The sequence below is a fragment of the Burkholderia sp. SIMBA_051 genome (genome assembly GCF_046534915.1).
Lineage (GTDB): Bacteria > Pseudomonadota > Gammaproteobacteria > Burkholderiales > Burkholderiaceae > Burkholderia > Burkholderia ambifaria.
The window spans coordinates 84,064-96,508 of sequence record NZ_JAWRXS010000016.1; the positions used below are offsets into that span (position 1 = coordinate 84,064).

Annotated in this window: 13 protein-coding genes and 3 pseudogenes; 13 read left to right on the plus strand and 3 right to left on the minus strand. The window is 66.1% G+C overall.

The features are described from left to right. Positions 1-64 precede the first annotated feature (64 nt). On the minus strand, positions 65-790 hold the full coding sequence (locus tag SB771_RS30735; protein ID WP_105830166.1) for a pirin family protein: 726 nt from the start codon (positions 788-790) through the stop codon (positions 65-67). 127 nt (positions 791-917) lie between these two features. Between SB771_RS30735 and SB771_RS30740 the strand changes: the two genes are divergently transcribed. The 6 genes from SB771_RS30740 (at position 918) to SB771_RS30765 (ending at position 5,344) form a co-directional block, all read left to right on the plus strand. After that, positions 918-1,802: a LysR family transcriptional regulator gene (locus SB771_RS30740; RefSeq protein WP_126224182.1), complete on the plus strand. Its 885-nt coding sequence runs from the start codon at positions 918-920 to the stop codon at positions 1,800-1,802. Positions 1,803-2,004: 202 nt separating this feature from the next. After that, on the plus strand, positions 2,005-3,030 hold the full coding sequence (locus SB771_RS30745) for a lysozyme inhibitor LprI family protein (RefSeq protein ID WP_175662263.1): 1,026 nt from the start codon (positions 2,005-2,007) through the stop codon (positions 3,028-3,030). A 251-nt stretch (positions 3,031-3,281) separates the two neighbouring features. Next, positions 3,282-3,740 (plus strand): MEKHLA domain-containing protein, encoded by a 459-nt coding sequence (locus tag SB771_RS30750; RefSeq protein WP_175662183.1) that lies wholly within the window; start codon positions 3,282-3,284, stop codon positions 3,738-3,740. Positions 3,741-4,008: 268 nt separating this feature from the next. After that, positions 4,009-4,491 (plus strand): hypothetical protein, encoded by a 483-nt coding sequence (locus tag SB771_RS30755; RefSeq protein ID WP_175662182.1) that lies wholly within the window; start codon positions 4,009-4,011, stop codon positions 4,489-4,491. Between the two features lie 318 nt (positions 4,492-4,809). Next, positions 4,810-5,055, plus strand: coding sequence for a type II toxin-antitoxin system ParD family antitoxin (locus SB771_RS30760; protein ID WP_175662181.1), 246 nt, complete (start codon positions 4,810-4,812; stop codon positions 5,053-5,055). Then, a complete protein-coding gene (locus tag SB771_RS30765; protein ID WP_011660961.1) occupies positions 5,045-5,344 on the plus strand; it encodes a type II toxin-antitoxin system RelE/ParE family toxin in 300 nt (99 codons plus the stop codon). Before SB771_RS30760 ends, SB771_RS30765 begins: the two co-directional genes overlap by 11 nt. Positions 5,345-5,375: 31 nt before the next feature. Here SB771_RS30765 and SB771_RS30770 read toward each other — a convergent pair. After that, positions 5,376-5,840, minus strand: a pseudogene (locus tag SB771_RS30770) (error-prone DNA polymerase); the annotation flags it as partial. Positions 5,841-6,140: 300 nt separating this feature from the next. Between SB771_RS30770 and SB771_RS30775 the strand changes: the two are divergent. The 3 genes from SB771_RS30775 to SB771_RS30785 all read left to right on the plus strand — a co-directional run bounded on the left by SB771_RS30775 (position 6,141) and on the right by SB771_RS30785 (position 9,451). Beyond that, positions 6,141-6,554: a DoxX family protein gene (locus SB771_RS30775; protein ID WP_012372199.1), complete on the plus strand. Its 414-nt coding sequence runs from the start codon at positions 6,141-6,143 to the stop codon at positions 6,552-6,554. Between the two features lie 161 nt (positions 6,555-6,715). Continuing rightward, on the plus strand, positions 6,716-7,660 hold the full coding sequence (locus SB771_RS30780; protein ID WP_175662179.1) for a dTDP-4-dehydrorhamnose reductase family protein: 945 nt from the start codon (positions 6,716-6,718) through the stop codon (positions 7,658-7,660). 441 nt (positions 7,661-8,101) lie between these two features. Beyond that, the gene (locus SB771_RS30785; RefSeq protein WP_175662178.1) at positions 8,102-9,451 is read left to right on the plus strand and encodes a reverse transcriptase family protein; all 1,350 of its coding nucleotides are present in this window, start codon (positions 8,102-8,104) and stop codon (positions 9,449-9,451) included. 66 nt (positions 9,452-9,517) lie between these two features. Here SB771_RS30785 and SB771_RS30790 read toward each other — a convergent pair whose 3' ends face one another. Further along, positions 9,518-9,820: a hypothetical protein gene (locus tag SB771_RS30790; RefSeq protein ID WP_146125631.1), complete on the minus strand. Its 303-nt coding sequence runs from the start codon at positions 9,818-9,820 to the stop codon at positions 9,518-9,520. Between SB771_RS30790 and SB771_RS30795 the strand changes: the two genes are divergently transcribed. The 4 genes and pseudogenes from SB771_RS30795 (at position 9,819) to SB771_RS30810 (ending at position 12,330) form a co-directional block, all read left to right on the plus strand. Continuing rightward, positions 9,819-10,148: an H-NS family nucleoid-associated regulatory protein gene (locus SB771_RS30795; RefSeq protein WP_006750598.1), complete on the plus strand. Its 330-nt coding sequence runs from the start codon at positions 9,819-9,821 to the stop codon at positions 10,146-10,148. The genes SB771_RS30790 and SB771_RS30795 overlap by 2 nt on opposite strands. Before the next feature lie 184 nt (positions 10,149-10,332). Then, positions 10,333-10,600: pseudogene (locus tag SB771_RS30800) on the plus strand (MFS transporter); the annotation flags it as partial. A 112-nt stretch (positions 10,601-10,712) separates the two neighbouring features. Continuing rightward, positions 10,713-11,045 (plus strand): annotated as a pseudogene (locus tag SB771_RS30805) (acetoacetate decarboxylase); the annotation flags it as partial. 25 nt (positions 11,046-11,070) lie between these two features. After that, on the plus strand, positions 11,071-12,330 hold the full coding sequence (locus SB771_RS30810) for a saccharopine dehydrogenase family protein (RefSeq protein ID WP_175662177.1): 1,260 nt from the start codon (positions 11,071-11,073) through the stop codon (positions 12,328-12,330). Positions 12,331-12,445 lie beyond the last annotated feature (115 nt).

Consider the following 12,445-nt stretch of genomic DNA (forward strand, 5'->3'; position numbering starts at 1 on the left):
TGCGAATCTCCGATTGATAAGGTAAGGCCCCGCGGTCAGCGGGGCCTGGTTTTCCGAACGGGCGTCACGCCCATTCGGCCGTCACTTCGACCGGGCGCAGGTCGAATACCAGCACCTCGGCATCCTTGCCGTCGGCGAACGTGAGCACCTGTTCGTCGCGGATGCGGGCGCCGTCACCTTCGCCGAGCGTCACGCCGTTGACCGTCACGCTGCCACGTGCGACATGCACGTAGGCGAAGCGGCCCGGTGCCAGTTCGAGCGTGGCGCGCTCGTCGCCGTCGAACAGGCCCGCGTAGATCCGCGTGTCCTGGCGGATCTTCAGCGAGCCACCGTTACCGTCGGGCGACACGATCGGCGTGAGCCTGCCACGCTTGTCGGCCTCCGCGACATTCGTCTGCTGATAGCGCGGCTCGGCACCCTTCTCGGACGGTCCGACCCAGATCTGCAGAAAGTGGACGGGCGTCTCGTGCGAGTGGTTGAACTCGCTGTGACGCACCCCGGTACCCGCGCTCATCAACTGGACGTCGCCCGGCACGATCACCGACCCGGTGCCCATCGAATCCTTGTGCTCCAGCGCACCGTCGAGCACGTACGACAGGATTTCCATGTCGCGGTGCGGGTGCGTGCCGAAGCCGCGGCCCGGTGCGACGCGGTCGTCGTTGATCACCAGCAGGTCGGAGAAGCCGACTTGCTTCGGATCGTAGTAGTTCGCGAACGAAAACGTGTGACGGGAGCTGAGCCAGCCATGCTCGGCGTGGCCACGTTGGTTTGCTGCACGAGTCTCGATCATGATTTTGTCCTGGAAGTCGCCGAACCTCGAAAGTGGGCCCGGCCGTTCGTTGAGATGAATCTTAGGTCAATCGATTTGACAAATAAATGGTTGTATAGATAATGACTGTCACTTTCAGGTGGACAATATGGAACTCAACGACCTCAGGATCTTCGTGTCGACCGTCGATGCGGGCAGCTTCACGGCGGCGGCCGATCAACTGATGCTGTCCAAGCAATTCGTGAGCCGGCGCACGATGGCGCTGGAGGCGTCGCTCGGCGTGCGCCTCCTGCATCGCAATACGCGCAATCTCGCGGTCACGGAATCGGGGCAGGAGTTCTATGCGCGCGCGCAGCGGATCCTCGCCGAGGTCGCCGACGCCGAGCAGGCGATGTCGGTGCGCAGCACCGAACTGCATGGCTCGCTGAAGATCAGCGCGCCGCTGTCGTTCGGGATCACGCACGTGTCGCCGCTGATCGCCGAATTCCTGGCCGCGCATCCGGCCGTGCGGCTGAACCTCGACCTGACCGACCGGCGCGTCGATCTAATCGGCGAGGGCTTCGACCTCGTGCTGCGGATCGGCGCGCTCGAGGATTCGACGCTGATCGCGCGCCCGCTCGGTGCGTGGAAGATGATCGCGTGCGCGAGCCCCGCTTACCTGAAGCGGCAGGGCACGCCCGACACGCCGGCCGATCTTGCCGCGCACACGTGCCTGCTATACGGCCGAGAGCGGCGCGTCGGCTGGGAATTCCGGATCGACGGCGCGGCACGCACGTTCGACGTGCAGGGGCCGCTCGTCGCGAACAACGGCGAAGTCGTGCGCGACGCGGCGATCGCGGGGCTCGGCATCGCGCTGCTGCCGCATTTCATCGTCGGCGCGGCGCTCGACAGCGGCGCGCTCGTGCCGGTGCTCGACGCGTATGCGCCGTCGCCGATCACGCTGAACGCGGTATTTCCGCAGCATCGGGAAGGGTTCGTCACGCTGCGCACGTTCATCGGATTTCTGGCGGAGCGGCTGGGCGTGCGGAGGTAAAGGGCAGGGGACGCGATTGATCGGCGGCGCGCATTCGCGTTAGGCTTCGACGGGGCCGACGGTCCGCAGCGCATGCCGGGCCGGGCGTTTTTACCTCACATCGCATCGAGCACGTAGCTTCTACTCGCTGCGATCCACGACGAGTCCAATGACAATGAAAAACCGATCGAATGCTCGCGCCGGCGAGCGAGGGCAAACCGTGATGCACGGCCGGCATGCGCGGCGCGCGAACCTGCGATCCGCGATGATCTTGGCAGTCCTGATGATGGCGCCGATGGCCGCGCACGCGGCCGGCTTCGACTGCACGAAAGCCGCTTCGCCGACCGAGAAGGCGATCTGCGCGGATCCCGCGCTGTCGTCGCTCGACGGTCAGCTGGCCGCGGCGTGGAAGAAGGCGCTTGCGAAAGGCGGCGATACGGCCGCGTTGAAGGCCGCGCAGTTGCAATGGCTCAAGCAGCGCGACCGCTGCGGCAACGACGTGTTGTGCGTCAGCGATCGCTATCGCGAGCGGCTCGCGAGCCTGAACGGTGCGCCGCTTGCAGCCGACCGGTGGCAGCAGACGTGGTATCGCGGCAGCGACAACCCGTCGTTCGGCGGCGTGCTGACGTTCACCGGCACGGCGCCGCGCCTGCACTTCGAACTGAGCGGCAACAACGGTGCGAATACCGGCGGACTCGGCGGCGATATCGAACTGCACGGCGACCGCGGCACGTTTCGCCAGGATCAATGCCGGCTCGATTTCAGCCGAAAGGGCTCACGCGTGCAGGTTGCGCAGCAGGGCAGCGATGGCGATTGCGGCGCCGGTTCGGGCGTCACGTATTCGGGCGACTACGTGACGGCATCGAAGGCGCAGGCGAGTCCGCCACCGGATCTCGTGACCCTGAAGGTGCTGACCGACGCGCGGCAGAACGCGGTCGCGCACAAGCTGCTCGGCGCCGACTATCAGACGCTCGTCGACATGATCAACACCAGCGTGGACGAGAAGGATCTCGACGGCCTGAACGCCAGCGTGACGTCGTACTGGGTGCGCGGCATCGCGACGACGAACGCCGCGATCGTGATGCAACGGGGCACCGATCTGTGGATCGGGCTGCTCGTGTTCGATGCGCATGACAAGGTGCGGATGCGCTACTACTCGAACGTGCCGGCGTGGAAAAAGACGGTGCCGAAGACCATTCGCGCGTGGCACGACAAGCTCGACAAGACGCTTCCGATCGACCTCATGTGATTCGGCGGGACGGCGGGCCGATACGCGTGTCGGCTGTCTGTTGGCAAATCGAGTTTTTATGGCTTTCTTGTCCGTTCGGTTTTTCCGAGTGGCAATTGAATTTGTCCCGCGAAACATGTCGCCGGCACCGGCAGAGGCATCCTGATCGGACGACGGCGGATGGCGGGCGGCAATATGACGGTGCGTCCATGACGGTGCGTCCGAAATCGTCATACTATTGCGCTCGAAATCCTTCTCCGGAGCTTTCTGCAATGTCATCGCCCATCGACGTTCACTTCTTCCGCGTCCTTGCGGACAGCTACCAGCGACTGCTCCACAAGTCGCTCGTTCCTGCCGGGATGGGCACGTCCGAAGCCGCGACATGGCTGTACGAGGAAGCGCCTTTCGGGATTCTCGCGCATGGTGTAGTGGTCGATCCCGTGTTCGTCTACGGCAACAAGCGCGCGCAGGCCATTTTCGGCTATGACTGGGATGAACTGACCGCACTGCCTTCACGGTTCTCGGCGGAGCCGATGGAGCGGAGTGAACGCCAGTCGTTTCTCGAGAAAGTCGCGCGAGACGGCTTCGTATCGGGATATCGCGGGATACGCATCACGAAGTCCGGCACACGCTTCTGGATCGATCACGCGACGGTGTGGCAACTCACCGATTCCGCCGGGAATCACTGCGGTCAGGCAGCGATGATTCCGGAAGTGCGCGCCATTGGGTAGTTTCCGCGACGCCGACGCGAGTGCCGAACCTGGGCCAGTGTGGTGCTTTGATCGACATCGTGGATTACCACGTGAGACACGGCCTTGCGCATTAACGTGACCAAGCAAGCTGAAGACGTGGTTTTCGTCATATGAATTCGCGCCGAATCACCTATATTGAGCGTTCGGCAATCGAGGGCCGAGTCTTCTCCGCGCTCGCGTTGGAAAAGAGCCCACGTCCGCGGCGGAGCGTGTTGCCGATCACTGATCATTACGAGGAGTGGCAAGCATGGGATTGTCTCTGCAGGGCATTGCGTTCAGGTCGGTGTACAACAAAAAGTGGATATCGCTGGTTACTAGCTTCTACGGTCGAGATTGTTACGTGGCGTGCAAAGACACCCCGGATGTGTTCTGCATGTTCACCATGAATCCGACGATGGGGGTATTTAGCGATGTGGAGGGTAACTGGATCATGCAAAGCCTGGACGATCCGACGAAATTGATCCCATATTCGGCCGTTGAGCCGCCGGATGACAATACCCTCAATCACGCGCGCTTCTCGTTTACCAAGACCGCGCTCGGCCAGGGCACGCAGGTATCGATTGTTACGCTGGATAAGGCCAGGACCTGGGTGGTCGACGACAACGGCACCGACCAAGGCGTGCTGAGCCTGGCCACCGCTTATACGTTGGATTACGTCGGTGACGAAGTCGCCGGCAAACTGACGTTCGAGTACTGGGACAGTGTGCTTTCGCCGTGGCCGCCCGCCTGAGGGCGATCGGGCCGCCAGACTGCCGCTCCCCACGCTGCCGGAGTGGCGCAGATCGCGGCGCGCGGAGCCGACCGGCTAGCGGCCAGCACCGTAGTGCTCGCGTCGCGAAGCGGTGCTGCGAAATAGCCTGTTCCACCTACGGTCACGTATCTCACAACCCGGCTTCCGCCGGGTTTTTTCATGGTCGACGCCGGCTGGCACTCAGGGGGCCAGAAATACTGCATCTGATAACGCCCTTGGCAGATCCATCGATGCCGTGGGACCCGGGGCCGATACCAAAATTTGGTATATGATGGTGCCATCATGAGGAGGTGCACGATGGCACGGAACACTTCAATCTCGCTGGGAGACCACCTCACCCAGTTTGTCGACACGCAGGTCGCATCCGGTCGCTATGGCTCGGCCAGCGACGTGGTGCGGGCGGGGCTGCGGCTGCTCGAAACGCAGGAAACCGAGTTGCGGGCGCTGCAGGAGGCCTTGAAGGCCGGCGAGGCCTCGGGCGAGCCGACTGCCTTTGACAGCCAGGCGTTCTTGGAGCGGATGCGGAAAAAGCATGCCGATTGAGGCGCGTCTGGTGCGGCTGACGCCGCTGGCCGAGGCCGATCTCGAGGACATCTGGACCTACACCTTCGAACGCTGGTCGCTTGAGCAGGCCGAGCATTATGTGGGCGAGCTGGCCTCGGCGTTCGAGCGTCTCGCGCGGCGCGAGTGGAGAGGGCGACCGAGTCGTGCGGGCAACGGCTATTGGCGCTACATGGTCGGTTCCCACGTGGTGTTCTATCGGGAAACGGCCGACAGCCTGGACGTGATTCGGGTATTGCATCAACGCATGGACGTGGACCGGCACCTGTAGAGGACGCCGACCTGCCACGCGCCGTGTCTTTTCAGCAAAACTCCCGTGCAGTCGTCGGCAGCGCCCCGAGGAGTTCGGTCCGGTCGACGAGCTTGCTAGCAATCAGATGCCGTACTTTACCTTCGGCCTGCCAGACGCCATGGACGGCGAGCAGCCCAGCGCCGAGCGCTTCGTTCCGAAACTTCTCCAGCAGACCGGGCCAGAATCACGTGGCCCGTCTCGTCCTCGAGCGTCATGAAGAGCACACCATTGGCCGTGCCCGGGCGCTGGCGGACCGTGACCAATCCGCACGCGCGCGCGAGCTGGCCGCTACGCAACGGCTGCAGCTGCTCGGCCGACTGTAGGCGATCAAGAGCCAGCCGATCGCGCAGCGCGCCAGCGGATGCCGGTCGAGGGTAAAGCCCATCGCGCGACAGTCGGTGACAATCTCCTTGCCCTCCGATGCTTGCGGCAGCGCCGGCACCGCGTCGTCGCGCTCGGCGCCGCGCAGCAGATTTGCCATGCCCCCGCGGCCGCATACGACACGTTTGTTACGTGACAATTGTCCACTAAATCGAGACAACGAATCTTGTTTCGACGGATTGATGATTTTCGGTGAGACAGTAGACTGCACCCGTGCTTCGCCAGAACCGATCCGAAGCGTGCCAAGACGGCGCGACCGGACGGGTTCTTCGGCAGCGGGCCGACCGGCCCGCGGTTCGATCGTGCGAGGCGGGTTCGTTGTCGATCTTTGGGTTCGCCGTTGCGGCGGCCGTCGGCACCGAATGCGTCAAACCATCCATTCAAGGTGATTGCTATGCGTTACGTTTCGCTGGATTCGAAGAAGGACGAGCTGCTGCTGGCGGGTCGCGTGCTGATGATGATCCTGTTCGTGCTGTTCGGCTGGCAGAAGCTGAACGGCTTCTCGGGCACGGTCGCGTACATGGCGTCGACGGGGGCGCCGTCGCCCGAGCTGTCGGCGGTGATCGCGGTGGCGGTCGAGCTGGTCGGCGGCGCGCTGATCGCGGTCGGCTTCTACACGCGTCCGCTCGCGCTGGTGTTCGCGGTCTATACGCTCGCAACCGCGTTGATCGGGCATCGCTACTGGGCGCTGCAGGGCATGGACCAGTACCTCGCGATGATCAACTTCTACAAGAACATCAGCATCATCGGCGGGCTGCTGTTGCTCGCGGTCAGCGGGCCGGGACGGTATTCGTTCGACCGGAAGTAAGCGGGCGCGAGACTTCGTGCCGCACGACAGGCCCGGTGCGCGCAATCGCGCACCGGGCCTCGTTTCATTACGCGCACGTCGTCGACGTGCGAGCGAAATCGACATCGGTGCCGGTTCTCGTATAGATTTGGGGCCCTCTTTCCCTTTCGTCGTTGGCTACCGTGTCGCATCCGACCATCCTTCTCATCGGCGCGTCCGGCCTGCTCGGCCGTGCGGTTGCCGCTTCGCTGTCCCGCGAATCGTCGCTGACGCAGCTCGCAACCATCCGGAACCCGGACACCGCGGGCGCACGCCGCCTCGCGTTGCCGCCGGAAAACGTCGCGCGGCTCGACGTCCTCGATCAGCCGGCGCTCGAACACCTGTTCGACACCCGGCGACCGGCCGCCGTGATCATCTGCGCCGCCGAGCGGCGCCCTGACGTCTGCGAGCGCGACCCCGCGGCCGCACGTGCGATCAATGTCGACGCGCCGGCCCGCATCGGCGCGCTCGCCGCGCGCTACGGCGCGTGGACGCTCGGCATTTCCACCGACTACGTATTTGACGGCAAGGACGCGCCGTACCGCGAAGACGCCGCGCCGAACCCGCTGAACATCTACGGCCGAACCAAGCTGGAAGGCGAGGCCGCGTTGCTCGCCGCGTCGCCGCTTGCCTGCGTGCTGCGCCTGCCGTTGCTCTACGGCCCGATCGTCGACTGGCGCGAGTCGGCCGTCACGAGCCTCGTGCCGGCGATCGTCGCGTCCGCACGACCGGGCGCGGACGCGGTCGGCATGGACGCGTGGGCGATTCGCTATCCGACCTACACGCCCGACGTCGCCGAGGTCATCCGCGACCTGACGCTGCGCCATCTCGCGGGTTCGACCGTCACCGGCATCCGGCATTGGTCGGCCGAGGAACCGATGACGAAGTACGACATCGCGCAGCGGATCGCGGCCGCGCTCGGCATCGACGCCGCGCTCGCGCGGATCGACACGCCGGCCGATGCGACGCCGCGTCCGTACGATTGCCATCTGGATGCGGCGCGCGTGCGTGCACTCGGGATCGAGCATGCGACGCCGTTCGCGACCGGGCTGCAAGCCGTGTTGCGGGACGCGCCGCCGCTGCCGTAAGTCCGAAACGCCCGGTTCGCCGATGCGCTGACGCATTCGAACAACGCACGAGAGCAAGAGAGCGAGATCGGGTCCATGCCGACACGTCTTCGTACCGACGTACCGGACTCGATCGCGCACGCGACCCGCGCGACGATGCTGAGCGGCATGGCCGGGCGTCCGCGTGTCGCCGACACCGTTCGGCGAGTTTTTCGCGCGACGGGCATGAGCGCCGCGCGACCCGCCATTTGACACCCCGCGCGCGCGGCCATTAAAGTCGCGTCGCGGGGCGGTGGGTCAAGCACACCCCCGGAACAGGCAGCCGATGTTCCAGGACCACGGGGCTACCCCGTGGATGAGACCGACACTCCGATGCGTCGCAAGAGCGCAGGTTGCGCGTTGCGCAACGACTGCTCTCGCAGTACCTGTCACGTTGACTCATCGTCCCGCCCATTCCTTGCCATGCACGCATCCCGGTTCGATACAGCCCGCATGATTGCCGAAGCGATGCTGGCCGGCCCGCCCGAACGTGGCGGCATGCTCGAGCGCATCGCGACCGTGCTCGGCGCCGCACCGTCGTGGTCGCACGAGCTCGTGGATCACGCGATCGCGCACTTCGGCACGCACTGGGCCGACGTCGATACCGACCTGCTCGCCAGCGCGCTGGCCGATACGTCGGCGTTCATGATCGCGTGGTACGGCCGCGATCGGCCGGTCGTGATGCGCATCGTGCGCCGGCCGCCGGTGCAGCGGCACTTGCCGGCGCGGCTCGCCGGCGCCGACGTGCCGCAATGGCCGACGTGCGGCGACCTGGCACGCTGGCTCGGCGTGAGCGCGCCCGAGCTCGACTGGTTGTCCGAGCGCTGGCGCGTCGACGCACGCGCCAGCGACTCGCCGCTGCATCACTACACGTACACCGGCTACGACAAGCGTCGCGGCGGCTGCCGCCTGATCGAGATCCCGAAGGGCCGGCTGCGCGAAGCGCAGCGCCGCATCCTGCACGGTCTGCTCGATCGCATCCCGCCGCACGACGCGGCGCACGGCTTTCGCAAGGGACGCGGGATCGTGTCGTTCGCGGCCCCGCATGCGGATCGCGACGTCGTCGTCCGCTTCGATCTCGCGGATTTCTTCGTGTCGGTGCGCGCGGCGCGGGTGCATGCGTTGTTCGTGACGCTCGGCTATCCGGCGGAAGTCGCGCGCACGCTGACCGCGCTGTGCACCAACCGCGTGCCGTCGGCGCGGCTGCTCGAGGCCGACCTGCGCGACCGGTTCGACTGGACCGGCCGCCAGCGCTACCGCAACCGTCATCTGCCGCAGGGCGCGCCGACCTCGCCGGCGCTGGCGAACCTGTGCGCGTTCCGCCTCGACATGCGGCTCGCCGGGCTCGCGCGTTCGCTCGACGCGACCTACACGCGCTATGCGGACGATCTCGCGTTCTCGGGCGGCGGCGCCCTTGCCCGCGAGGCCGGGCGGCTGCAGGCGCGGGTCGCCGCGATCGCGCTCGAGGACGGCTTCGCGCTGCAGCTGCGCAAGACGCGCGTGATGCCGCGGGGCGTGCGGCAGCAACTGGCCGGCGTGGTCGTCAATCGCCATCCGAATCTGGCGCGCGACGAGTTCGATGTCCTGAAGGCCATCCTGACCAACTGCATCCGCCACGGACCGGCGTCGCAGAATCGTGCCGCGCACCCGGATTTCCGCGCATACCTGGCCGGACGCGTCGCCCATGCACGCGCGCTGAACGCCGCGCGCGGCGCGAAGCTGCATGCGCTGTTCGCCCGGATCGCGTGGGACGGGTGCAGCGTCGGCGCGTAAATCGCCGCGCAGGCGTCGACGCGCGAGGTCCGGCGAAGCCCGGGCTGCGCCGGGCCGCAAAAGTCCTCAAACACGAGGGATGGGCACTGCTATCATTCGCGCCATGCTGCCGCGCCCGTGCAAGGGGGCGGCGCCGGTGGCGAGGAGGTCGCCACCCAGGCGGCGCGCCGCGCGTTCGAGCGCGACGCGCCCCGTGTTGCGTGCCGATGCCATGCGGCTTTCGACGATCGCATTGCCTGCGGCATACTGCGAAAGCCTTGCAGGTCCGGGCGAATTCACACATCGCAACACAGATTGGCGGAACTTCGTGATAGGTTCGGCCATCGGAGGTTTTTTGAATAAAAACATACCCAAAGAGGATGAATACATGACCCAGGCCCTGCAGGAACTCGAAGCACAACTTCGGGACCTGAACATCAAGTTGTCGGATGCCAAGCAGAAGGAGAAGCAAGCCGCACTCGCGGCATTCAAGGAGCAGGTCGAGTTGTTGGGCATCACGCAGCAGGAAGTGCTGAGCGCCCTCGGCTACATCGTCCAGCGAAAACGCAAGGCGCCTGCCAAGTATTACGATCCGACGACCGGCCGCTCATGGTCCGGCCGCGGCCCGCGACCCAAATGGCTCGAAGGCAAGGATCTCGACACGCTGCTCGTCGACCGCGAGGCCCGAACCTGGTGGCCCGGGGACGACCAGGGCTGATGCCGCACCGGCACCGCCGCGGTGCCGTTCGGCCCGCGCCGGCGGTGACGCCGGTCGCGCCACACCCGCTTCATCCCGTTCTTCGGTGTCCCGCCTGATGGCGGGATCGCCGGCTCCGATACCTTTCAAATTCATTACCGCCGCTGCCCGTTTCCGTTCCAGGAAGCGGGCGCGCGCGGCGCTTTCTGTGTGCGCAATGTTCGTCAACGGGATGGTCGGCGGCTACGGGACGCTGATGTCCGACGGCTATCCGACCGCCGCGCGCGACCGCGCAGAACGTGCTGGGGAATATCGGACGCGCGGTCGGCGGATTCGGGCCGGTGGCGGTCGGCGCGCTGGCCGCGCGCTACTCGCTCCAGACGGCGATCGCGCTGCTCGCCGGCCTTTACGTGCTCGACATGGTCGCGACACTGTTCCTGAGCCCCGAGCTCAAGGGCGTCGAACTCGAATGATGAAGCGGGGCGCGCGGCCGGGTGCGCGGGCATCGTTACGCGCTCCGGCTCTTGGGATTCCCGATCATTCGCGCGGCCAGGTCATACGCAGCGGATAGAGGCATGTGCATCGGCTCGAGCGGACGGTCGGCCCGACCTGACGCTGAACGCGCCGACGCCCGCGCTGACCGACATGCCTTCCCAGTCGCGCATGGGCACGAATATCATGATCAATCTCGTCGACGGCGTATGGCACCAGAGTTGGGTGCAGACCAATACGCTATCGTTCGCGCAGTGCGTGTTGCCGTGCGGCGTCGAGCTGGTGCGGCATGGCGGCCCGCTGAGCCCGCTGCTCGACGGGCTGGGCGTGTCCGCCGTCGCGCGGTTCGACGTGGTCCAGGATGCGCAGCTCGTGCTGAACCTGCCGACGCCATTGAAGGTGTCCGATGAGCGTGGCTGCCGTTAGCCAACCCCTTTCAGAGGAAGCGTCGATGACCCAGCCGACCCATGATCTCGATCTCGTCGTATTCGGCGCCACCAGCTTCGTCGGGCAGATCCTGACGCGCTACCTGTCCGAATACCTGTCGGGCAGCGGCGAAACGCTGCGCTGGGCGATTGGCGGCCGCTCCGACGCGAAGCTCCGGCACGTCAGGGAGGCACTCGGCGCCGCATGGCAGACGCTGCCGATCATCGTCGCCGATGCGGCCGACGACACGCAATTGCAGGCGTTGTGCGCACGCACGCGCGTCGTCGTGTCGACCGTCGGGCCGTACGCGCTGTATGGCGAACCGCTGGTCCGGATCTGCGCGCAAACCGGTACGGACTACTGCGATCTCACCGGCGAGACGCAGTGGATCAAGCGAATGATCGAACGGTACGAGCCGGCCGCCCGGCAATCGGGTGCGCGCATCGTGCATTGCTGCGGTTTCGATTCGGTGCCGTCGGATATCGGCGTGCTGTTCCTGCAGCAGCACGCAAGGCGGCAGTGGGGCGTGCCGGCCACGCAGGTGAAGATGCGCGTGAAGACGCTGAAGGGCGGCGCGTCGGGCGGAACGGTCGCGAGCGTGATCAACGTCGTGCGCGAAGCCGCGGCCGATCCCGCGTTGCGCCGCGAACTGCTCGATCCGTATGCGCTGTGTCCGGCGGATCATCGCTTCACGGTGCGGCAGCACGCGGTCCGGTCGGCGGAATTCGATCGCGACGGCGGCACGTGGATCGCGCCGTTCGTGATGGCGGCCATCAACGAGCGCGTCGTGCATCGCTCGAACGCGCTCGCCGGCGACGCATACGGAACCCGATTCGCCTATGACGAGGCGGTCATCACGGGCACGGGCCTGAAGGGCCGTCTCGCCGCGCTGACGATGGTGGCCGGCCTCGGCGCGTTCATGGCGGGCGTGCTCATCCCGCCGGTGCGCGGCCTGATGGAGCGCTTCCTGCTGCCGAAGCCCGGCGAGGGGCCGAGCGTCGCCGCGCAGCTGGCCGGCCGCTACGATCTGCGCTTCTTCGGGCGTGCCGAAGACGGGCGGACGCTGCGCGTGAAAGTCACCGGCGATCGCGATCCCGGTTATGGCTCGACCGGCAAGATGCTCGGGCAGGCCGCGCTCAGCCTCGCGCTGGATTGCAGCCGAGATGGCGCGAAGATCGGGCGCGGCGGCGGGTTCTGGACGCCCGCGACGATGTTCGACACGCGCTTCGTCGAACGTCTCGAGCGGCATGCTGGCTTGCGTTTCGAAGTGCTGGCGGATGCGTGAGCCGAGCGCGCGGCGTGTGCAGTGCGATCGTTCGCGCGCGCCGTGCAGAATGCATCGGCGTCCGGATGGATCAGCCGCGCATTTCGAACGCGTGAGCCGTGACGACTACCCGCAG